This is a genomic window from Luteolibacter sp. LG18 (genome assembly GCF_036322585.1).
Classification (GTDB): Bacteria; Verrucomicrobiota; Verrucomicrobiia; order Verrucomicrobiales; family Akkermansiaceae; genus Luteolibacter.
This window is the reverse complement of sequence record NZ_AP024600.1, coordinates 1,940,256-1,963,716: the sequence shown is the minus strand read 5'-3', so window position 1 is coordinate 1,963,716 and position 23,461 is coordinate 1,940,256. Positions and strand designations below refer to the sequence as shown.

Here is a 23,461-nt window from a genome sequence, read left to right as displayed (position 1 = left end):
TCCGTCACTTGGCTCCCTTGGCCAGCAACACCGCCGGAATCGTCTGTGCCAGGATCTTGATGTCCAGCCACAGCGACCAGTTGTCGATATACTGCAGGTCCAGTTTCACCCATTCGTCGAAGCTTGTGATCTCGTTCCGCCCGCTCACCTGCCAGATGCAGGTCAGCCCCGGCTTCACGCTGAGTTTCCGCCGGTGGGACGAATTCTCGATCTTCGGAAGTTCATACATCGCCATCGGACGCGGCCCCACCAAGCTCATCTCCCCGCGCACCACGTTGATGAACTGCGGGAACTCATCGATGGAAAACTTCCGCAGGATGCGTCCGACCGGGAAAATGCGCGGGTCATGTTGCAGCTTGAACACCGGGCCCGACATCTGGTTGCCCGATTGCTGTTTCAGCTCCTCCAGCTTCCGGTCCGCGTCCGGTATCATTGTCCGGAATTTCCACATCCGGAACGGCTTGCCATACCGCCCGGCCCGCTCCTGGAAATAGAACACCGGACCCGGGCTCTGGATCTTGATCGCGATCGCCACCACCACCCACAACGGCGCGGTCAGGATCAGCAAAGTCATCCCTCCGATCCAATCGATCACCCCCTTCGCGAGCAGCTCCCAGGAAAGATCCGGCGTGGACCGCAGCACCAGCAGCGGGCGCCCGCCGATGGTATCGAACGTCGGCCGCGCCACCTGGGTCTGGATGAAACTCGCCGCCACCCAGGCCTCGATGCCCCGTGATTCGCAGATCTCGATCGCGGTGCCCAGTTTGTCGAACGCCGCGTGCTTCGCCGCGAACACCACCCGCTCCACCGCCTCGTCCTCCAGCAGGCGCTGGAATCCCAGCCAGTCATCGCCCGTCAAATCATGCCGACCCACGATCCGCCACAGCATCGACTCGTCCTCCGGAACCTCCCGCAGCCACTGGTCGATGTCCTCCGGCGTCCCCGCCAGCACGATCGCCTCCTTTCGGTTGTCCGTGATGCTGGCCCGGCGCGCGTGCTCCGTCACCAACCACGCCCTCAACAGCAGGAACAACACCGCACACGGAATCGCCATCGCCAGTACCGCGCGGCTGGAGGCATTGAAGCGGAAGAACACCACCATCACGCTGATCGCCACCGCCAGGATCGTGAACGCCTTGATGATCTGCCAAAGGGCTGGCGCGAACTTCTGCCGAAGCGGATTGCGGTAAAAGCCGAACAACTCCAGCGCCAGGGGCGCGAACGGCACCACGATGAACAACAACCAGGTGATTTCCTTCAGCCCGGAGATGTCCTGTTTGAAAATGTGCACCCCGATCCCATTGAGCCAATCGATCAACGGCCCGCGCAGCAACGCGGCCATCGCAAAAGCCCCCCAGATCAGCATCGCGTCCACGAGCTGCAGAACTTGGATCGAAAAGGATTGGCGTCGGTTGGCGGACACGGGGATGAAGAATGGGTCCTTTCTTTACGTAAATAATCCTAGATTAGGCCCTATGACTGCCCAAAGATCGACTAATAGAATCCAATGCCCGCTGAGCTTGCGCTTCCGGCGAGTAATGCACCAACCGCTGGATGGCCGCAGCGCCCTGCACCCTGCTTGGCAACACATTCACGCATTCCACGAGCTTAGCAGCAAGCTCTCCTAGCGTGCAAGGGTCGATGGCCATCCCAACGCCAGCAACGGAATTCAAATCAGCTGCCCCTCCGTTATAAATGGAATAAATCTGAGGTAGCCCAGCTGCCAATGCCTCCAGATTTACCAGAGGCCAATTGTCATCCAAGGTGGGCATGACAAAAACGTCACTCGCAGCGAACAAAGGTGGGAGCTTCTCCGGTTGAACAAAGCCTGTCAAATAAACAGGAATTTCGCTCCGCAATTCCCGTCCAAACGACTCCACCTCTTCACGCAACGTACCGTCTCCCACGAAAAGCAAGCTGCATCGTCCGGCCAATTCCACACGACGCTCCATTACCGCCTGAAGTAACTGTGGTATTCCTTTCCCACTTTCCAGCCGACCTGCAAACAAAAACACGATGCCATCAAGACCTAACAGCTTTCGCAAGCCTTGGCGATCCCTAAACGCTCGTAGCGCTTCTTCTCGGAACTCCCGGGTAGCAATCCCTGTCATATCCGACGTAATTCCGATGCTGGCCGCCCCTCGGTTGATTAAAAATCGTGTCGTTTCGATACCGTTGCTCCAAAAACCATCCGCTTGAGAGATCAAAAATTTCCTGAAGTAGGCCTTCGTAATGCCGACCCAGCCTTCGGTGTGCTCGGTCGCCTCTGATACGAGCAACCATGGACACCTATACAAACGCGAATATAAAAAGCTCCAAAAGCTCCTCAAGCCAAGCTCATTGCTCAACACGACATCTGGCTTTACAGCCCGAAGCACCCCCATAAGGCGTTGCGAGAAATGCACTTGCCGCTGCTCCTCGTAAGCAACGTCCTTCCTTTTTCTTGGCACCACAACCGAGGTCGAATTCATCACGAGTCGGGTGAACCTAAACTGACGTTCATCCAGTTTCCAACTTCGGTTGAACTCGCTATCGGTATCGACAACGACCGTCAAATCGCACAGCTCAGCAAGAGCGTTGTAAAAGCTGACACGATAGGGTGCCACCATATTGGTAACCAATGCCACGCGCGTTCGCTCGGAGGGGGAGGGCGGATTCATCGGGGAAACATCAGGAGTGGAACACGACAAACTTCCGGAACGCGTAGTTGATCAACGTCGAAACGACGATCACCCCCAGCTTGACCAGGAAATCGTTCACATGCGAGTACGTGATCAGGTACCATGCCGCGGTCTGTCCCGCTACAAAGCTAGCAGCCGCAGCCGCCGTGAACAGAACGAACTCCTTCCGCGGCGCATGCCGACCCGCCACGAATACCCAGCGCCGGTTCGTCTCGTAGGTGAACGCGTTGGTGGGAATGAAACCCACCGTGATCTCCACCAGATTCCACAGCAACCGCTGGCTTCCGTAGGAGGCTCCCAACGCCACCGCTGCCCATCGGAACACCGCGCACACCGCGAAAAAGACCACCACCGACGTTCCGCCGATCGCCAGGTACTTCGTGAACTGCCAGCTCCCCCGCGCCTCCGGGCTCAGGATCGTTGCCAGGGCCGGACGCCACCCACGCGCACGAGCGTCCGACACCAATTCGGCAGTATCCCGCAAGGCATCGAAGGGATAGCGGGCCAAGCCTTTCATGCGTCCGTATCGTATTTGCCCATACAGGTCTCGACGAGCTGGCGCATCACCGCGAACAATCCGCCGAAACCCTTGATCTTTGTCGGCGTTTTGCCCGTGGCCGGATACACCCGCGACACCGGGGTCTCGATCACCCGGTAACCGAGCGCAGCCGCCTTGATCGCGAGATGATAGTGCAGCTGGTAGCGGTCGAAACATGGCCGGAACACCCCGATCTCCCGGTCCGTCAGCAGTCGACGGCTATACGCACGGAAGCCATTCGTCGTGTCCGTATAGCGGAAACCCGATGCCAGTGAAATGAGCGGCGCGTGCAGGAAATTCACCGCCAGGTAACGGCTCCGCGGTGTGTTCTCATGGTGGCCACCCGGAATGAAACGGCTGCCCTGCACATGGTCGAAGCCATTTTCCAACAGCTCCACCATCGAAGGGATCGCCTCCAGGCCATCCTTGCCATTGCCATCGATCACCACCACCCCGTCGTAGCCCTCGGCCAGGCAATAATCGAAGGCCATCCGCATCTGGGCGCTGAGCTTGCCCGGTCCGCGCTTCACCAGCAACGCCTTCGCCCCCGCGTCTCCCATCAGCGCCCCATCGAGCGATCCATCCGTGCTGCCTCCATCCGCCACGATCACGTCCACCAGCGGCGCATACGCGGCCATCGCCCGCACCTGCTTCCGGATCTTTTCGCCCTCGTTGATCACGAACACGCAGGTCGCCCACCGCCGCGCACGCGGCCTCTCCCATGCGACCTCGTAACGCGGGCTCCGCACGTCATCGCCCCTCAAATTCCCTTCTCCACTCACGATGCGACCTCCTCGGTGGATTCCTTCACGATGCTGCTGTGCACGGTGTCCTCCAGCAGCACCGAGCTGTTCGCCTCATGGCCGATGAAATACAGCGGACGGCTGCGCACCTCCCCGAGGATCGTCCCCACATACTCGCTGAGCACCGCAAGAATGAGGCAGATGAAAAAGAACATCCCGCTCTGCTGGAGCGACAGGGTGGTCCAACCGGCCACCACATTCGGCTTCGCGAGGTAGATCCACACCACGTAGCACGCGTAGAGCAAATTGAGCACCGCCCCCGTGAGGCCCGCCAGCGTCACCACCCGTAGCGGATGCCGCGTGTTCGCAGCCAGCAGGTCGATCGCCGTAGCCGCTTCCGAGGTGAAAGAACTGCGCTTCGGCCGCTCCAAACGCTCCTCCCGGCGGTAAGGGAAAAACTCGTGGTGGTACCCCAGCGTGAGCGTCAACACCCGCAGATAGCGGCTCTGCACCCGCACCTGGAGCAACGCGTTCACCGCCTGGCGGCTCATCGCCCGGAAATCCTCCGCTCCGCGCTTCAGCTCGACCCCGAGGCGGCGGTTGCAATAGCGGCGGAACAAATTCCCGAGGAACTCACGCACCCCAGAGCGCAGCCGCGGGTTCAACGCCACCCCGTGCACGATCCCGCCGTTCGTCCGGCACACCGCGATCAACTCCGGGATCGCGGCCACCGGATCCCCCGTGGGGTCAAGCGTGACCACGTAGTCGCCGATGGCGGACTCAATGCCTGCCGAAAGAGCCACCTCACGACCAAAGGAACGGGACAGCCGCAAGTAACGCACCCGCGAGACATCCTTCAGCAGACGGTCCACCGTCTGCCGGGTGGCATCCGTGGAACCATCGTCCACCAGAATGATTTCGTAAAAGCGGAAACCTCCGCTCATCGTCCGGGAAAGATCGGCCAGAAACGCGTCAAGGATGTCGCTGTCGTTTTCAAGCGGCACCACCACGCTGATGACGGTATGAGGATCCATGATGAAATGGGAAAAAGCAGCCGCGCCTCAGGGCGCGCGGGACAATACAGAGTCCAGCTCGTCCTCGACGTCGAAAATATTGTCGATTTTGCCACCCATCACATGGATCACCGCCGGCAGCTCCGGATCCCGGCGAAACAGGATCGGCCGGCCGTCATCCACCTCGGTCTGGGGCAACAGGGTTTTCACCTCCCACAGCGAATCCCGGTGCACCGCGTCGCGCAGCGCCGGAAGGTATCGGGAAGCATCCCCGACCATGTATTCGAAATGGCTGTGTTTGGAAAGTTGTTCAAAGCGCCGGTAAGGATCCGTCGCCGCCTCACCGGGTTTCTCGAACCACTGGAGGTGCGGCGTGTAGCGCACGTGGCTCAGGGTTGTGAGTCCCCGCGAGGGATACGGCATGAACGAGAAGAACGGGCCGCACATCATTGTCACCGACAGCCCGTCCAGCGCGGGCGGCAGCTCCACCAGCGCCATCTCCGCCAGCTCGTGCTTGAGCGGGATCGTTGGCAGGCCGCTGCCGCTCGTCAGCACATTCAAGCCACTGTAGGTCGCATTGATCACCAGCTTCACCCGGAGTTCGCTCCCATCGCCCAGGCACACCTCCGTCAAGCCGTCAGCCCCCGGTCGCGCCGAAACCACCCGGGTTTCCAGCTTCACCGGCACGCCGGCTGTCTCCAAGTCCCGCTGGCAACGCTGGCGCAGGATGGAGCAATCGAACGCGCACTCCTCCGCGATCCACGACGCCTCGGTCAGAACGGGATTGAACAACCGGCTGATCTTGTCCGGAGCGGGCTTCAACGGCGCACCGATCCGTTTCATGAACAGCTCGAACTGCCCCGCCGATACCTTCGAAAAAAGCCGGCCCACCGCGTAGACCTTCGTGAACGTGTCCACGATCGCCTCCCGGTAGGTCTCACGGAACCGCTCGTAATTGTGCCTGGACCGGTAGGCCGTCATCAGGCTGCGGGGATAATGGTAACCGCCATGCACCCGCGCCTGGTTCACACGGGAAGCCCGGCCCAATAGCTCCGGGCCAGCCTCCACCACCAGCGGCGTCAATCCGCGGCGGCACAGCATCTGCGCGATCGAGCAGCCGAAAAAACCTCCGCCCGCGATCACCACATCGGGTTCCCTGCCGTTCATTTCCGGATACCGTAACAATCCCTCACCCTGCGGATGGCTGTCTCCACCGCGGGCACCTCCTCCTCTTGGGCCTTCATCTCAATGGCCACCTGCCCACGGTAACCCGCCGTCGCCAAGGCCCCCGCAAGCCGGACATGGACCGGGTCCGGGACATCCCATGCACCGAGGTTCGGCTGGCTCGCATGAACGTGCGCGATGAGCCCGGCCGCCTGCGCCACCACCGGCTCGAAATGCTCGCCGCTCAGCGCCAGCCCCCCGGCATCCACATGCAACCTGAACCCTGGAGAATCCACCGCTTCCACCAGCTCCGCCGCCTGCTCCAGGCGGGTGCAAAAATCCGCCCCATACGCCTCCGGATTCGCCTCCATCACCAGGCACGAACCGCTCCGATGGCAAGCATCCCCCACCTCCCTGAAAAACTCCGTCGCGATCCTCATCGCTTCCGCGTGCGAGCGCGAACCCTTGAGACGGTTCTTCGGCGACCCAAACACCATCGGCCCCGCGCCGCACCATCCGGCCACCTGCCCGACCGCGATGAGCCATTCCTTCATCCGCTGCCGGGCCGCCTGGTCCTCGAAAAGAAACACCCCCTCCGCCCCGAACAACAGCGCCTGGAAAGACCCGATCCGGAAACCGCGCTCCACATACCATCCAGCCTTGGCGCGCACCGCCCTCTCGTCCGCCCGCAACGGATCCCCGAACGCCCGCAGCGGCGCCAGCTCAACCGTCCCCACACCCAGCTCCAGAACCTTGTCCAATAGGGCACCCTCCCGTTCGGGAGACCAAGCGATGTGGGAGATCGAAAGGGGTGAAAAGGCGGTCATCGGAGTCGGGGATCGGACTTGCCGGTTCGTAGTGCGGCAGAGCGAAACTGCCCAGCACCGCTTTCCGTTTGTGTTAGGAGCCGACGGTTGTGTTCACGTTTACCGAGCCTAACGATCCCATTCGAGCCGATCACGGCTCACTGTCCATTAGCCAGCTCCCGAGATCCTCCAGCACCCGCGCTTTCGAATATAGGTAGCCATCGCTCCCGTTCCACTTCGCGGCATGTTTCGAACGCATGTCATAACCCACTGGGGTCTCACCCTCCTCCCCTAGGACCGCTCCTGGGAAAAAGCGGTCGCGAATCTCCGAAGTGGCTAGCGGTTCGGACGAAACATTCAACAGCGGAATGCCTGCGGCCCAGGTACGGTTGATATCCGCCGCCAACCTACGGGTATCATAGTATTGAAACACACCGCCGGGATGCACCTTCTGCATCTCATTGCCGTGGATCATGTCGTAAATCAGGTTCTTCTTCAGACCCGGTCCGAACAACCCCGGCAAGCGCAGGATCGCCACCCGGGGAAAGGCCGCCGCCACCCGTTCCTCCACGAGCAGCCGGTTGAGCCCGTAGGCATGGTGCCCGTCCTTGGAAATCGAAGAGTCCTCGTCCACACCCCGCGGCGCGGGATAAACATCGATCGTGGAAACCAGCGTGAAGCGCCCGGCCTCCACCTCCGCCAGGGCTCCGAGCAGCCGGAGGATGCCCGCGAGATCCTCCTCGGGATGCAGGTTCGCCCACCACTTCTTCGCCTGCACTCCCGCACAGATCACGTGATCGAAGGACTTCCCGCGGATTTCATCGATGTCGGTGGAGCGATAGCGGTGGGTGGGCGACAGGGCGGCGTCCAGGGTGGCGCCGACAAAGCCGCTGTATCCGATGAGGGCTGTGGTCATGGTTGGGTGACGAGGAAGTTTCTAAGGCTCTCCAGCACATCGCGGGCGGAGCCGGGCGAGAGATGGACCGTGTCCGTGAAGGTCAGGCGGTCGCGCGGAATCTGCCTGGCCAGGTCGAGGAAGGGAACGCGGGTCCGGGCCGTCACATAGGCCACGCCGCGGTCCGTCATCGCCCGCACCTCGGGTGCCATCGGTTCGGACGGATACTCGACCAGCAGCACGCGGCACCCCTTCGCCTGGAGCTGGCCGATCATATCCACCAGCCCGGCGTAACGGGTCGCCTCCTGGCCGGCCACGGGAGCCTCCGCCACGGGAGCCGCGTCCGCCGCCAGGGGAAAAACCTGGACCTCCCCCCCCCCGGCTTTTCGGTTGAGCAGCTTCCCATACAACATCCCGGTCGGGCGGGCGGAATAGCCCAGCGCGGGAACTCCCGCGCCCGCCCGGAACGCCGCGCCACCCACCGAATCCAACATCGTGGAAGGCGGGTCCAGCACCACCCGCAGGAACGTGTTCGTCTCAAGGATCACCCATTTGCCCGTCCGCATGCGACCGTCACATAACAATCTGAGCCCGTCGGCGGACGATCCGCCATCCGTCCCCAAATTGGCGACATCCGGGTTCCCCATCTCCCGACCGGGCAGGCGTCCGGTGATCGAGGAGCCCACCACCGTCAACTCCGCCGGCCCAGAAGCCGCCGCCTGGAAGCGAATCAGCGAGGAAAAGTAGTTCGATTCCGTCTTGGTCGCTTTCCACCCCAGCCCGAACGCCACCAACCCCTGCAGCGCGAAACAGAGCACCAGCCCGGCGACAACACCGGTGAACGACAAAGGGCGGTTGGGTGGCGTGGAGGTCACCGGCGGTCAGAATTGGAAGTAAATGAAACCCTGCGGGGACCCGGCGTTCGTCAGGAGCAGGAACAACATGCCCCCATAGACCAGGCCCTCCGCCAGCGATCCGCGGAACCGCGTGGCCCAAGGCGGGGCGTGCTCGCGGACCCAGCCCGCGGCATGGTAGATCACCACCGCCGTCCCGAACACCGCGGGCACGAACACCGCAGGCCCGTGCGCTTTCCCGGGAATGGCGAGCTGGTGGAAAAACAAGCCGATCTGCCTCATGTCCGGCATCAGGAACGTCAGCCACAGGAAGGTCACCGCGTGAAACGCGTAACACCACCCGGCGCAGGCCAGCCACCCGGGCCGCGGCCCCTGCCGGTCGCGCCTGCGCCAGACCAGCCGCTCCACCGCGAGCAGCAGGCCGTGGAGGCTGCCCCAGAGCGCGAACTTCCACTCCGCGCCATGCCACAATCCCCCGAGGAACATGACCATGAAAAGATTGAGGTAAGTCCGTCGCTCCCCCTTCCGGTTCCCGCCCAACGGAATGTACAGATAGTCCCTCAGCCAACCGGAGAGCGACATGTGCCAGCGCCGCCAGAACTCCGTCACGCTCGTCGAGAGGTAGGGGAAATTGAAGTTCATCGGGAACCGGTAGCCGAACATGGCCGCCAGTCCGATGGCGATCAGCGAATACCCGGCGAAGTCCGCGAAAATCTGCAGGCTGTATCCATACAGCAGCGCCATCAAATCCGGAGGACTCAGCTGGGCCATCCACGGCTTGGTAAGGGTCACGGTCTGCTCGGAGAGATTGTCCGCCACCACCATCTTCAGGAAGTAGCCGGCGATCAACGACCGCCACACCGTTCCCCAGGCGATGTCTCCGAATCGCTTCGCCGCGATCTGCGGCCAGAACTGCTTCGCCTTGACGATCGGCCCCGCGACCAACTGCGGGAAGAACAACAGGTAAAATCCGATGTCCCGCACTCCCTTCGCAAACCGCTGTCCATGGGACAAAAAGGCACGGAGCCCGCCATGCGCCGCCGCGCCATCCCCTCGCGTCTCCTCCACCGCTGCTTCCACCGCACCCGATTCACCGGACATGAGCACATCGCTCTCCCGGGTCACCTCGCCGCGGGCAACATCAACGATCATGCTGATGCCATGGAATGTGTAGAAGGAAATGCCGATCGGCAGCGGAATGCTCCGCAACGCCTGCACCCACTGCACCGGTAGGAACGGCAGCATCCCCGCGATGAACGGGGCATACTTGAAAACCCCGAGCAACCCGAGGTTCAACGCCACCGCCATCCGTACCCAGCGTTTCACCCGGCCCTCGTCCCCGGCCAGCTTGTGCTGGATGATCCTGCCGGTCGCGACGCTGTTTCCCACGCAGGAAACCGCCAGCAGCAGCAACAGCCGCGGATCCTCCCAGCCGTAGAACACCACGCTGGCCACCAGCGCCACGGTCACCTGCCACGCCTTACCATGACGCCCACGCAACCACGGAACGTAATACACCACGAACGTGACCAAAAGCAGGACAAGAAACTCCCAAGAATTGAACAACATCGAATAAAAATAAGATCGCGCCCTGGGACCGCCCTGTCAGAAGCCCCCCTCAATTGGGTGCCCGCACAAAGACCCGCATGAACCTTCTCTGGCCTGCCGCCGAACCGGTCATGGTGACCTTCACCTGTGCGCCAACCCTAACCACAGCGCTCCCCGACGGCGGCACGTTCGACCAATTCACAAGATCGCTGGACCATTCCAACGAATAGGTGACCCCGGATTGCTCCGCCTCTGTATTCAAGCGGTATTCGAAAAGTTCTCCACCGGCTCCGTCCGGCCGACTGCGGGGCAAATTTTCCGCCGGAACCTTGCCGTCGGCGCCTGCCGGACCAAATGCATAGACCAGCAGTGAGGGATCGAATGTCGCGGGGTCATGATGCACATACACCGGCGTAATTGGTGGCAAAACGGAACCTGAAAACGCCGAAACCCCGGAATTGGGATAGGACGACACCACACTCCAGACAATCTGTTGTAGACGCAGGCAAACGTCCGGTGAAATAGACATGGGCATGTCATTCTCGTAGCCCGCGTTGACCGTCACATTAGTCAGCCCCACCGGACTCCGTTTGAATATCGTGGCGTAATGGGTAAGCGCCGAAATGTAGCCCCCGAGATTGCTGGGATGGCGATCATCCAGATAAAGGGCGGAACGATCGATACCCGCTAGCCCCCCCGATCCAGAGGCGGCTGCAACCGCCCTGAAGACCTCCCCAACCGGAATAACCAGCGCAGGCTTCCGCCCTCCCACACTGATGGAGGCCCTGACCTGCTCGAAGGCTGAGTTGATCGACGTCTGCGTCTCCACGGCTTCGCCGACATACGGCCAGTAATCGAACAGGTAAACCTGCGTTCCATTGGCGTCGGCCAGGTCGTAAAATAGTTTGGCGTAGTTTTTGAAATCATCCATGGCCAGCCATTCACGGCTCATGGGTTGGAGAACCACGGCGTCCCATGTGCCGGTGGCCAGCTCCACTCGGGAAGGCGTGCCGGACATCAATGCCGCGCCCGGCACTCCATGATCCCAGTCAAAACGCAGAGCCTGTCCGTCATGGAGTTGAAATCCTGTCGCGATATCTGAACTCGCGGATTTCGTAAGCACTCCCAGTTGGAGCGGAATATTGCTCCACCGCGTAAAACTGTTGCCAATATGAAAGGTGGCTAAAGTGCCCGACGCATGCACTGGACCATACCACCCCGAATAGGAGACGCCTCCCTGCTGCCGCCCCGTGGAGGCCGATGGAATGACCCCGAACCGCAAGTAGCAACCTTGATCGGCTGTCTGGACGTCATAGGTAGTCGTGCCTGGCAACTCCCCGGAAACGCGGACCGCCTCGCTGCCCGGAGAGGATGCCCTTTCCCAAACGAATCCCGGAGTCGCTTCCGCATCCTCTTCCGGATCACTGTATACGTAGCTGCCGACCAGCCGGGATCCTACACGCGGAGATCCACTCGATATAACCAATCCGGCGGAGGGCGGACTGTTTGGCTGGTTCATTAATTCCAAACGCAGGGCTCCTAGGTAAGCGTAATCACCGACGTCCCTCGATACGGAAATGGTGATTATTCCGCCCACGGAGTTCAGGTTCTCAAAAACCGCCAGCCCAGAGCGGTTCGCGGTCGGCTGAGTGGATGAGTTCAACCCGGTGCCACTCGTCTGAAGTGTCTGACTCAGGGGGGCTCCGCAGCCGTTCACATCGTACCGGGTTACCCGTCTCTGATCGATTTCCCGTGAAGCGAACAAGGACAGGCGGTAAATCCCATCGGGGGCCAGATTGGAAAGCTTCACGGTGATCACGTCGGAACCCGAAACATACAAGCTGTCGGACGTCGCCGAGACAATGCCGAGATTTCCGAGGGCGGTGACGTCCGGAACTCTCGTTCCATTCTTATTGGCACCCTGTGAGGCTCCGAAGCCAGTGATGGAAAGGGCGACACCCGTATATTTTCCATCACTTGAAATTAAATTAGCCAAATTTGAAATGCTTTCTGTGACGTTGTTCCAAAGGTTGCCATTGGCGTCAGGCCCGGACGTCGGGAGATCAGCGGCTCCGAAATCGACGTAGGTCGTCAGAACCTGACTGTAAGCCATCGGAAGCGAAAGTCCGACCGCTAAAGCCACTACCTTTGAAAGGATTTTGCTTCCGCGCACGCTACAGGGGGGAGGTTTAACAACGCATGATCGTCTCAACAAAAGCCCGCGCAAGAACCAAATTGAAACGAATCGCGTAGACAGGGCTCCCCAGTCAGACCAACCGATGCCGGAATGCCCTGCGCAGGAATTCAGAAGCCATCCCGCAGCAAAATACGACCGTAGCCGTGGCAACAGGCATCGCCAACCACGCGACATGGGGCGATACAAGTTTTTGAGCCGCCTTGATGAACCCGCCCAGCACAAAAGGGTGCATGCAATAGATGCCGAGGGAATTCCTAGCAAGAAACGAGATCAATCCATGTGGGTGCCTTCGGATGCCGAAGCCGACAAATACGAATGCGATGGCACCGAACTGAATAGACAAACGGGCATGCTTGGGCAACCAACTCCGAAGTCTGCCGACCGTACTTAGGGGCGCAGCGAAGTGCCACTCGATCACCGCAAACAGAATCGCGATGACCATCATTCCGGCAATCCATTTGAACCGCAATTCCCGACTCGCGCTCAATTGCTTGGAATGGGGCGTAATCAGCACTGCCGCAAAAGGCATCATCATAAAGCACGTGGGGAGCCAATAGTACTGCCGAACGGTCCAGAGGTGGTCCGGAGCGAGATAGGCGAAGGTTCCCGCAATCACGCCCATTGCAGTAAAGAAGCCGACCCATTGTCCCCAAAGAGGTAGCCTGGACGCGAACCATGCCAAGGGCGAGCAAAGGATCAGGCTTGCGATGAAATAGAACACCCAGCCCCCCCCGCGCAAAAGAAATTCCACTATGGAACCGACTTCGAGAATAGGAAAAGCCCTTGTATAGAGCATCCAGGCGCCTACCCAGAATACATAAAGATAGCCCAATTTTCGCAGCCTTTCAGTCAAGCGATCCCACGAGGGAGGCTTTCTGACAAACAACAGCATCGACACCAACACGAACACCGGCACTGCGCATGATTGAACATGCAGATGAAAAAAGTCCCACAGATTGGGCCCGCTGCTGCTCCTTGCGGCTAGATCGGTGACGAAATTACAGTGATTGAGAATCACCGATATCATGAAAAACACGCGGAGGTAGTCAAACCCGTCCACCCATCCGAAGCGCGGTGAGTCATTCTGCTCCTCCAGCTCGTCCTTGCTGGAAACCTCTTGTGGGCTGATTGCGAGCCCCCCTTCCATTTTTTGGACTTTCTCCTGACCCGCCATATGAGCGATTTCCAGCAGTTCTTTTCCACCCATCATTTGGCGGGTCGGCCCAGTTTTCCTCGAAGACAACTACCAATCTGGCGCGTCGTCCACGTCAATCGTGATTCTTCTGGAAAATGACAAACTCCTCGGATTGACCAAACGAATAAGAAAAACCGAGTCTGACGCGCTTCAGTTCTGTCCATTCAGCTTGCTCCCAAGGCTTGACCGCCACCTGCTTCATGGCAGTCTCATCATACTCGTTGAACACTCCAGCCACTTCCTGGTGAGGATCGAGGATGAAGATGTCACCCGCGCGGGAATCCCTGAAAACCAGCTCTTCATAATCCTTCCTCATAGCCTTGGAAAGGATATTGGGAAAGGTTGAAAAGCGATATGAACCCCACCTCCCGGATTCGACCGCAGCCTCCCAAAAGCAAACCGGCAGGTAAATGCGATCTGCTTGGGGAACCGAGTTCAAAATCTCCTGTAATGTCGCCCTGTAACCTGCACCGCCCTGACTCAAGACCAGAACCGTCCGCTTGACCGCGGTGAGACACAAAGAGGCCGACAGAATCCATGCGGTCGCGATCACCCCCAACCGAATGGAATTTCCACTCCGCTCGATCAGATCATTGATCGCTCCAGCCACAAGCCAAGCCATGAAGGGAAAAACAGCCAACAAGTGCAACGGATTGGGGTTTTTTGAGACTATCGAAAAAGCTAAGGCTCCAAGCCACGCCAGCGCTGGCCCCAAGCGGACATATGCGTCTCCACCCATTGTTGCTTTCCAGACGATCCGGATAGCCTCCCATGTCGCAACGATCCCAAATGAAAGCGCCAGTTTCGCAGCGTTGGAAGAGAAGCCGAAATGAAACAGGGCCCCGTAGCCAGCATTCATCGCCTGGGTTAGGGCGCGTTGCGCGGAAATATTGGCTAGGAACTGCTCTCCCGCCAATCCGCCGACGTACCAGCCAGCAAACAATGCCAGCCCTATCAGCATCGCCACACTGTCCATTCGAAATGCCGACCGATACCGGTCACGCCATGTGCGACACCGGAAGATATCAACCACGAGCCACAATCCAGGCACTACAACTCCAAGAGGATGGAATAATGGCAGAATAACCAACCCCGCGAACCGGAAGGCTACTTTCCAGCGTTCCCTCGCGCCCCACGCCAAGGATATTAACCAAAGCACCAGCGCTGTGGGGATCTCGGGACGGTAGCTCTGGACGGATACCAGAAACAACGGTTGCAAAAGCAGCGTAACGGTCGTCCAGAGTCCTGCACCGCGCCACGCGAAGACTTTGCGCGCGAAATCCCCCGTCCAAATCGCTGTGATCGCCCATACTGCCGTCAGGAGAAGCGTGTCGCCACACGACGACCAAGGGAAAGCCATTCCCAATATCGATCTCAACCAAGGCCAGCCGAACCAGTGGAATCCCCAGGCCCGATCATATCCCATAAAACTTCCGACAAACGGCCACGATAACTGCCCCGGATGGCCCGGCTGGACCGCCGCGCCCAAACTCTGAAAACCATCGACAATCGGGCATGCCGTACGGTCGAGCAGCCAGAACGTGGCGAGCGCCCAGATCAACCCGACTAGCACACACACCGATTCCCTCCCCTCCGACATGTGATCTCTTGCTACTGCTGCCACGAATCAACCTTTCCGTCCCGGATCGCCTTGTAGAACCGTCCATACAAACGGCCCACCTTGGACCAGGAGTGGTTCTCGATCGCCCAACGCCGGATCGTCTTTCGAAACTGTTCCCGCTCGGAAATCGGCTGTGCCAAGTACTTACGGCACACGCTCTCCCATGTGTCTTCTTCCGAGCAATCAATTAATTCACCATTTACCCCCGGCTTTACCAAGTCAGGCATCGAACTTTTGGGCTGAGCAATCACAGGTAACCCCATGCCAAAAGCTTCGATAATGGCAAGAGGCATGCCCTCCCGTTCCGATGGAAAAAATAATGCGCTCGCCACCCGATACAGTTCCCGAAGCACTCTCTTTTCAATCAAGCCGAGCCAGATAATATTCGGCTTTCTGCAAAGTTCTTTCAAATAAGGTTCGCCCATTCCCGGAACCACGAAACCTGCGGCCACAAACATCACATCCGGCATCCGATCTGCCATCCGAAGCAAAAAATCCGTGCGCTTCCGAGGTTCGACGGAAGACACATACAGAAGAAACGGACGTCCCCCTATCCTCCGAACCTCTTCCGGCAAATCCGTGCCATCCGCTACCGCGGGATCAAAGAATACTTCGTCGAATCCATTGGGAATGACACCTTTGTAGCGCTCGGGCGCATCCATCATTGGCAACACTCCCGCCGCATGGCTGACAGCTAGGAAATAATCCGGAAGAGGAAGCAGTCGATGGTAATTCCGCCAGGAACAGACATCCTCTTTGACAATTTCAAGGCATAGGATGCTGACAATCTTCGTGCTTCCGCACCCACGCAATCGGGCTATGCGCGCAGCGAGCATGTTCTTGCGACTGATCGCGGCGAGTTGGACTATATCATATCGCCGCGTCAACGCCATTGCCTGACTCGCTTTCGTGACTTGAGGAAGATTCCAGAACACTTCGCCCCTTTGCCGATCCTCCTCGGAGGTAGGACTGGAAAAACTGGTGAATTCAAGATCGGGATTGGCCTCGACAACTGCCCTCAATTGGGTAGCTATAGAACTTCGCCATCTGTCGATATTTATTGGAAGAAGAATCTTCATGTGTTCCAGATTGCACAGTGCCCGCCAACAGTCCTGCCGTCAGATGGAGGCTTCAATAGCTCTCCGATTGTCCGCAACATCTTGCCGCCTTACAAGATCTTGAGATACTTGGGAGGAACGCTTTTCCCGGATAGAATTTCGATACGAGGTATAGATGATCCCCAGAAACAAATAGAAATAGAAGTTCTGGGGATAAACCCGCAACTGTTGACCATTACCTAATCCACCCACCAGAATACCGATCGCCAAGGCAAAACTCAGCCGAACTAGCTTCCGCTCCAGCGAGCGAGAGGGCAACTGGAAGAACCATCTCTGTGCCCTCATTACTCCCCAAAAAGCGAACATCCCCAAAATAAGTGGCGGCACCCAACCAACCGTGATGAGGGTATCGATAATCAAGTCATGCCCCCACACCAAATCGTGGATATTGTCTTCCATGCCAGCCGCCTTAAACCCAAATGGCTGCCAAATCTGCGGATTTTGGGTGAGATTCACCCAACCCTGCAACCGGTCGTTCGCCGTACCCAAAACAACCGCACGCTCTGCGAAAGCATCGTGCTGATTACTCAAAAACATGTCTTTGAGAATCTTCTCACCTTTTTCAAGCGTCCGGTCCTTTTGGATAAAGGGGGCAAATCCTATCAGCAACCCGACACCAGCCACTGCCGCTCCCGCTCCAACCACCGACAACTTGCGGGATGAAAGAAGAACATAGGTTAGAATCGCACCAATCCCACAGAACCACCCACCACGAGAGACCGTGTAGTAGGAAGCCAAGAGGAAAATAATCGCCATGATAATTCTGCCGATCCACTGCAAAAGCTCGGGCTTTTGATTATCCTTTTTTAGTGGCACAAGGCTCACCAAAATCATCATTGAGGTGAATACCGACACCACGGCGGCACCGTTCATAGTTGAAAATCCACGCAAAGCTTCTTGATCTGTCAGAATTCGCTTTTCGATGGTCAAGCCTGACAGGAGATATCGATACTCGAATTCAGCCAATCCGAAATAGCGGTGCCGGAACATATAAATCGCCACTCCCAAGAAGAGAAACAGCATCCAGTTCAGTAGTTTCCTGCGATCGTCCACGGTTTTGAACAGCACAGGAAGCAAAAAGAAAAAGAATGCATAGGCTCCTTGGTTTACGATATCACCCAGCGATCGATATCCAGTGCTGTCGCCAATCGCGAAAATACCTAACCCAAACAAACCGCAAGACAAAAAGAAATTAGCTACCAGGTATCGATCGAGGTTAATTTTTCTGACAATGACCCCCAAAATTACGGACAAAACCGCTCCCGCTATCAGCAAAGGCGGAATGCCAAGAACATAATATAAATCGATGTAGCTTAGATAGCTATCGAATATCATCAATCTCTTCAGGAGGTCGATGTAGGTCGTGCAGAACAAGCTAACAACGACTGCGAAGCGAGGAGCAACCAGCCCGGTCACAAATGCGCCAATCGCACTGAAGAGGTAGAACTTTCCAAGCGTGTTCCCACCCCCGGTTAAGATTTCGACGACCAACCAGAGGGCCCCGCCGATCATCAGTATAAGAAGAAGGAGCTTTTGGATCGCGTTTTGGTTCATGGAGAAAACTCAGGGTCGGGAAAAATGGGGCCGCTGAAAAGACTGGTTAGGAAGATGGAGTAGACCGGCGTGCGAGGAGACTTTCGTATAGGGAAATATGCTGGGCAGCCACCTTGACGGGGTCACAATTGGCCTCCGCCACAGCACGTGCGGCTTCACGCGATTGCAACCGCTTTTCGAGCGAGCCGACGGCCCTGTCGAGAATTGCCTTTGCAAGCCGGGCTGTGTCGTAAGCTGGAACCGTCTCCCCTACCATGTGATCTTCAGCGGCCATCTCCCCCACTCCGCCAGCATCGAATCCGACGTATGGAAGGCCGCAGGCAAGGGCCTCCACGATGACGTTTGGAAAATTATCCTCTCGGGAAGGGATCACCAATAGATCGGCGCCGCTGTAAGCCGCGCGCAGTCCTTCCTCGTCCAAGTACCCAAGTTCAATGACCCGGACGGCGGCTTGCAGTTCGTCAGGAACACGCCCCCCCCCAAACAAAACCACGGTGACGGATGCTGACCGGAATTCCTCCGCATCGCCAAGGATAGCGGCAACCAAAAGATCGAACCCTTTGATCAAATACTCCAACGAATGGGCCCCTGCCAGGACCACGAATGCCGATTCCTCGATCCCTCGGGCAACCCTCCATTCTTCCCGTCCAATGGCGCGAAAATAATCGAGAGGCACGCAATTGCGAACCACCTGGTGCTGGGAGCCATCGAAAACGCCCGAGATTCGACCCGCCCGGTGGACATGCGCCGAGGGAGCGATGCAAATGTCTTTCCGACCGGACATGAGTTTCTTTTTCAGGGAAAGATTCATCCCGGCCACCAGTCGCTTGTCCCGGTCGTGCAGGGATCCCTGCCGACCAGCCTCCACCCATTCATCGAGCCGATGCGCTAGGTAGATGTACCCTTGCGAGAAATCCCGATAGGCGTGGAACGTCCAAACGATGGGGTCCGGCCACTTCGACAGCTCCCACAGCGACCAAAGTCCGTCATCCGCCGCGTGTACGTGCAGGATGTCGGGAGCCAGACGGCGGCGTACCGCCTGCGGAATAAATGTCGGAATCCATTGCAGGTAAAATTCCCGGATGGCTCCCTTTCCCAACAGTATCCGGTGCAGAAAACGGCTCAATGCTCCCCTTACCCGGAACCAGAACCACCACATCCGGCTGTCGTCGAATGCCACCAATCCCGGAGCATCATTTCCGTTGCGTTCCCTGACCACCATTCTCGAGTCGATGCCCGCGGCCACCAACGCCTGGTGTAATCTCCATGCGGCGATGAATCCGCCATTGTCCGTGCTCTTGCAAAGATGGACGACCTTCATAAGGAAAGGATGATAGCGCGCTCGCTCGCCGGCATCGAAACTGCGATGGGATTCATCCAGCCGGATAGTGCTCCTCACGCTCGCGTATGACCCGTGCCTCGGTCATGAACGAGGCATTGAACCAGGGAGCTGGCGGTGCGGAGGGCGTTGCTCCCGCCAACGGCTTGCGCAGGGTCGTGATGCCGTCGATGCAGCGCCGAGTCTCAGCCCACCAGTTCACCAGTTCCTGGCAGTGGATTTCCAGGCCAGCCTTGGCCGCGGCGGCTGCGACCGTTTCCGGAGACACCGTCACGCCGCGCCAACAATCGTAGTCCACGATCCTCATTTTGCCTAGGGTCTGGCGTCCGGCAGGGATCATCTTGGCCAGTTTAAAATAGAGCGGATAGTGGCCGAGATTGGAGTGGTGAATGAAGGCTGTTCCACCAGGAGCCAGCTTTTTCCCGATTTCCATGAAGTAGGCCTCGATCACGGCTATCTCACAATGCACGAGCGAATCGAAGCTGTACACGAAATCGACCGATCCATCGGCGATCGTAGCGGGCAAGGTTTTGCCATCGTTCACATGATAGTGGATATTATCCGCGGCGGCAAAGCGCTCCTTGCAGCGGGCGATACAGTCGTCCGACAAGTCAACGATATGCAGGGTCTCCGCCTGCGGTTGCAGGAACTGGGTCCAACGCCCATGACCCGGGGCGATTTCCACGATCGTCTTCGCGGGCAGCCATTGTCTCATGCGGGGTAGGATGGAATGGGTCCATTGGGCCTCTGTAGACCCCCAGAAGACCGACCACTCGTCACCCGCGTGGCTCCAGTGCTCCGGATCGTTCCATTTTCCGTAATTTTGTTCGATGCTGGGCATAGTAGAATCAGATGTCGCGTTTAGGATTGGACCGGAGCGGGACGAGGGGAGGAAAGCCGCTTCCACGCGCACCACGGTTTATACAGCACCCACCGAGCCGCGCACTTCGCGGCAGCACCGGGGCAACGGAAATCAATCGCCAATGCCTTCACCGCGCGAAGGAGGCCCGGAAGCCGTGCCACCTTGGGAAGGCGATTGACGAACACCTTGGTCCAGCGCCGATTGAAAGTCTTGGAAGCCCGTTTGAGCGACGGATTCCCCGACTCCCGTGCGGCACGCCGAAACAAATGAACGATGCTTAGGAACTGGTCGATGGTGTCGACGTTCAACTTGGCGCTCTCCTGGCCCGGATGATAGTTGTAGACGGACACCGCCTGAGGAACCACGAACACCGGGTATTTCAGAAGCAACTTCAGCTCCAGATTGATGTCGGTGGCGATGCCAACCGTATGGTCGAGCCCCCCGACTTCCTCGAATGCTTTCCGGGAGATCAAAATCGATTGCCATTCGACGATTCCGTGTTCGGCCCAAGATGGAATCGCTTCGTGGAGCTCATTTCGTCCCGACTTCCAGGTGTCGTCTGGATACACCTCGACTTTCACTCCCTCCGCAAGTCGCTGGGTGCGTCCTATCACCATGCCAACGTCGGGGTTGTCCGCGAGAGGTTTTAACAGGGCGGCGATTCCTTCCGGGAGTTGCCAATCATCGTCACCCATGCCGATCAGCCACGGGGTATCGACCGCGCGCATCGCACCGCTGTAGTTGAGCAGCCAGCCGATGTTCTCTGGCCTCCGGGTATATCGCACACGCGGGTTCGACGAGACCAATCCCCGCATGAATTCCTCGGTTCCATCGGCGGACGCGTTGTCGAAGACGTGCACCAATACTTCGGGGTGTCCCTGGGACAACACGCTATCAATGGCACGTTCGAGCCATTCCCTCCGGTTGTAGGTGGGAATCGCAACGGTGACGAGGAATTCCCCGGGGTTACCAAGCTGAGTCATTTCGAAAATCCAAGTTCACAGGCCTTCATCCAGTTGCGGGGCGAGAAGCCAAAGGGAAGAGACATCGCCAGACAGCCAGTGATGGAGGAAATCCCTGTGGCCAACAGGATACGGGCGACTGAATTCCACTCAGGTAAACTGGCAAGCCACGACAGAATGATGGCGAGTGCGGCAAGAAGTCCGAGGCGTCCAAACCAGCGGCCGGCCGCATTCAGATCCGCGTGTCGACGAAACACCACGAGCACACAGATCGACAAGGTCGCCACGCAATAAAGCAGCCAGCAGGAAGCCGCGCCTACAATGCCCCAGTTCTTGACCGCCAGCCAGCCTATGCCAGGTAGAATCAAAAGAGCACCCGCGTTTTTCACGATCGCGAAGCGAACTTTCCCAAATGCAACACTGGTGCCGTAAAAGAGCCCCGCCCCCGCGAGCACGCAATTGGCCAGGCAAAGCAACCTCAAGCAAGTGCCCATGTCCTTTCCTACCTCCGCGCCGCGGAGCCAGAGCGTGAGGATGCTTTCGCCGCAGGCGAAAACCACCAGCAAAAGGCAGATGGAAGCCGAGCCCATCATGTAAGCCATCCGACCGAGATATTCGCCCAAGCCCTGACGATCCTCCCGTCCACCGGCAAGCGCACAGATTTCGGGGAAGACCGCGGTACCGAAGGGCAAGGTCACCATCTGGGCCATCTTCGCCGGCCCGGTCACCAGCGTATACGTTCCCAAACTCGCCAAAGGAAGCAGGCCGGAAATCAGTATGCGATCAAGTTGGCCGATTACGACCCCCATGCCCTCGTGGACCATCAGGGCAAGGGCAAGCACCCCGTCCTTGCCGTAGCGCTCCCTCCAGACTTCGCGGAAAGTGCGGCGTTGATGTCCTGCTGCCCGCCTCGAGACCAGCCATACACAGCGCCATCCATACAAGAGAGCGGTGACAACTGTACCCACAGCCTGGCAGTAGTAGTAGTATTCAATACGTGGAGACCAACTCAGCAACAACCAACACCCCAACGCCACGCCAATCGTGACACAGCTCTGGGCGATGTTCTGCCAGAGTTGGTCGCGGAGGGCGCTGATCGTCGTGCTGGCTCCATTCGTCGCCATCCCGAGCGAGAGCATGAAGCAGACCGTCAGCAGTGAACGTCTCAGGGTTTGTTCGTGGAAGGAACTCTTGTGGAGCAACGCGTCGAATTGATAACTTCCCAAGCCAACCAGGATCAGCCCGAGGATCAATCCGAGTGTCGCAAAAACCAGCAAGCCTCCCGAGAGCAAGGCCGGAAGATCTCCCGGATGGCTTTCATCCGAAGCTGCTATGTTGCGCTGGTAGGAGATCCCCACCCCCGCGGAGAACACCTGGAGGACGCTCACTGTCATGGCAAAGAGGCCGATCAGACCGACCGCCTCCAAACCGAGGACGCGGTAGTAAAACGGCGTCATCACCAAGTATGCCAAGGGGCCGACGAGGCCCCCGAAGGCATTTGCCACAATGTTTCTTCCGGTCATCGCCAGAACTCGTTTACCGCCCGCAACCCGCGAGCGGGAATTCAGAGCTTCTTCAACCACGCATCGGGCCAGTGCGTGATGTTCTTATCGAGCTGGCTTTCATTGAACGGCCACTCCGGTTGCTCGAGGATGAATTCAGGATGAGCGGCAGCGAACTCGCGGGCTGCTTCGGAAGGATTGTCGTGAAGCCATTCGGGATTGCCACGCGGAACGTCATGCAGAATTTCCATACTGCCGTCCGTCGCCACGATATAGGATCCCGGGGTGACGAACCCGTGATAGGCGGCAAGCTCTGCGGCGACATGGGCCTTGGTGTGATTGCTGTCCAGGATAACCAGCACTCGATCGTCCGGCTTCAGCAGGGTTGCCACCTGGCTCACGATGTCGGGGTCCGTGGAGCTTCCTTCGATCAGCGTGATCGAAGGAAACAATTCATGAGCTTCGATCGCGGTGCGGTTGTGCGGGCGGATTTCGATATCCACACCGATCACGCGCCCCTCCGTGCCCATGGCTTTGAACAAGGAAGCGTAGTAGATCAAGGAACCGCCGTGAGCGACGCCTGTCTCGACAATCACAGTCGGCTTGATTCGGTAGATGACTTCCTGGGTTCGGACGATTTCCTCCGGATTCTGGATGATCGGCCGGCCCATCCAGGAGAACGAATAGGGATACTTCTGATTCCAGCCGACTTTCAGCCAGATCTCCGAGATCAGATCGAAAGCCTCCTTGCTATAGAGATCGATCGAACGTTCCTCGCCATCGCTTTCAATGGCCAAGAGTTTGCTTTCAGTATCGAGTGTGTATTTCACGATGATGCTAGGGACGATGGATGACTTGTATAATTAGAG

Annotated in this window: 20 protein-coding genes; all 20 read right to left on the bottom strand. The window is 58.4% G+C overall.

What is annotated here, in order from left to right:
* Positions 1 to 4 precede the first annotated feature (4 nt).
* Positions 5 to 1,423, bottom strand: coding sequence for a sugar transferase (locus llg_RS08180; protein WP_338289259.1), 1,419 nt, complete (start codon positions 1,421 to 1,423; stop codon positions 5 to 7).
* Between the two features lie 43 nt (positions 1,424 to 1,466).
* Positions 1,467 to 2,627, bottom strand: coding sequence for a glycosyltransferase (locus llg_RS08175; protein ID WP_338289257.1), 1,161 nt, complete (start codon positions 2,625 to 2,627; stop codon positions 1,467 to 1,469).
* A gap of 43 nt (positions 2,628 to 2,670) precedes the next feature.
* Positions 2,671 to 3,198 (bottom strand): GtrA family protein, encoded by a 528-nt coding sequence (locus tag llg_RS08170; protein ID WP_338289256.1) that lies wholly within the window; start codon positions 3,196 to 3,198, stop codon positions 2,671 to 2,673.
* Positions 3,195 to 4,001 (bottom strand): glycosyltransferase family 2 protein, encoded by an 807-nt coding sequence (locus llg_RS08165; RefSeq protein ID WP_338289255.1) that lies wholly within the window; start codon positions 3,999 to 4,001, stop codon positions 3,195 to 3,197. Before llg_RS08165 ends, llg_RS08170 begins: the two co-directional genes overlap by 4 nt.
* The gene (locus tag llg_RS08160) at positions 3,998 to 4,996 is read right to left on the bottom strand and encodes a glycosyltransferase (protein WP_338289254.1); all 999 of its coding nucleotides are present in this window, start codon (positions 4,994 to 4,996) and stop codon (positions 3,998 to 4,000) included. Before llg_RS08160 ends, llg_RS08165 begins: the two co-directional genes overlap by 4 nt.
* A gap of 27 nt (positions 4,997 to 5,023) precedes the next feature.
* Positions 5,024 to 6,142, bottom strand: coding sequence for an FAD-dependent oxidoreductase (locus llg_RS08155; RefSeq protein WP_338289253.1), 1,119 nt, complete (start codon positions 6,140 to 6,142; stop codon positions 5,024 to 5,026).
* Positions 6,139 to 6,966, bottom strand: coding sequence for a TIM barrel protein (locus llg_RS08150; RefSeq protein WP_338289252.1), 828 nt, complete (start codon positions 6,964 to 6,966; stop codon positions 6,139 to 6,141). Before llg_RS08150 ends, llg_RS08155 begins: the two co-directional genes overlap by 4 nt.
* Before the next feature lie 130 nt (positions 6,967 to 7,096).
* A complete protein-coding gene (locus tag llg_RS08145; RefSeq protein WP_338289251.1) occupies positions 7,097 to 7,861 on the bottom strand; it encodes an NAD-dependent epimerase/dehydratase family protein in 765 nt (254 codons plus the stop codon).
* Positions 7,858 to 8,715 carry a hypothetical protein gene (locus llg_RS08140; protein ID WP_338289250.1) on the bottom strand — a complete coding sequence of 286 codons (858 nt, stop codon included), beginning with the start codon at positions 8,713 to 8,715 and terminating at the stop codon, positions 7,858 to 7,860. The genes llg_RS08145 and llg_RS08140 overlap by 4 nt, the downstream gene beginning before the upstream one ends.
* A 6-nt stretch (positions 8,716 to 8,721) precedes the next feature.
* Positions 8,722 to 10,263 (bottom strand): MBOAT family O-acyltransferase, encoded by a 1,542-nt coding sequence (locus tag llg_RS08135; protein ID WP_338289249.1) that lies wholly within the window; start codon positions 10,261 to 10,263, stop codon positions 8,722 to 8,724.
* Positions 10,264 to 10,312: 49 nt separating this feature from the next.
* Positions 10,313 to 12,355 (bottom strand): hypothetical protein, encoded by a 2,043-nt coding sequence (locus llg_RS08130; protein WP_338289248.1) that lies wholly within the window; start codon positions 12,353 to 12,355, stop codon positions 10,313 to 10,315.
* 154 nt (positions 12,356 to 12,509) lie between these two features.
* Positions 12,510 to 13,649 (bottom strand): acyltransferase, encoded by a 1,140-nt coding sequence (locus llg_RS08125; RefSeq protein ID WP_338289247.1) that lies wholly within the window; start codon positions 13,647 to 13,649, stop codon positions 12,510 to 12,512.
* 58 nt (positions 13,650 to 13,707) lie between these two features.
* Complete coding sequence (locus tag llg_RS08120) at positions 13,708 to 15,195, bottom strand: hypothetical protein (RefSeq protein ID WP_338289246.1); 1,488 nt, start codon at positions 15,193 to 15,195, stop codon at positions 13,708 to 13,710.
* Positions 15,196 to 15,245: 50 nt separating this feature from the next.
* Positions 15,246 to 16,334, bottom strand: a complete 1,089-nt coding sequence (locus llg_RS08115) for a glycosyltransferase family 4 protein (protein ID WP_338289245.1) — start codon at positions 16,332 to 16,334, stop codon at positions 15,246 to 15,248.
* Positions 16,335 to 16,373: 39 nt separating this feature from the next.
* Complete coding sequence (locus llg_RS08110) at positions 16,374 to 17,927, bottom strand: hypothetical protein (protein WP_338289244.1); 1,554 nt, start codon at positions 17,925 to 17,927, stop codon at positions 16,374 to 16,376.
* Positions 17,928 to 17,973: 46 nt separating this feature from the next.
* On the bottom strand, positions 17,974 to 19,248 hold the full coding sequence (locus tag llg_RS08105; RefSeq protein WP_338289243.1) for a glycosyltransferase: 1,275 nt from the start codon (positions 19,246 to 19,248) through the stop codon (positions 17,974 to 17,976).
* Between the two features lie 52 nt (positions 19,249 to 19,300).
* The gene (locus llg_RS08100) at positions 19,301 to 19,981 is read right to left on the bottom strand and encodes a class I SAM-dependent methyltransferase (RefSeq protein ID WP_338289241.1); all 681 of its coding nucleotides are present in this window, start codon (positions 19,979 to 19,981) and stop codon (positions 19,301 to 19,303) included.
* Between the two features lie 146 nt (positions 19,982 to 20,127).
* Entirely contained in the window at positions 20,128 to 21,111 is a 984-nt protein-coding gene (locus llg_RS08095) for a glycosyltransferase family 2 protein (RefSeq protein ID WP_338289240.1), read from the bottom strand.
* The gene (locus tag llg_RS08090; protein WP_338289239.1) at positions 21,108 to 22,673 is read right to left on the bottom strand and encodes a lipopolysaccharide biosynthesis protein; all 1,566 of its coding nucleotides are present in this window, start codon (positions 22,671 to 22,673) and stop codon (positions 21,108 to 21,110) included. Before llg_RS08090 ends, llg_RS08095 begins: the two co-directional genes overlap by 4 nt.
* On the bottom strand, positions 22,655 to 23,422 hold the full coding sequence (locus llg_RS08085) for a CmcI family methyltransferase (protein ID WP_338289238.1): 768 nt from the start codon (positions 23,420 to 23,422) through the stop codon (positions 22,655 to 22,657). Before llg_RS08085 ends, llg_RS08090 begins: the two co-directional genes overlap by 19 nt.
* Positions 23,423 to 23,461 lie beyond the last annotated feature (39 nt).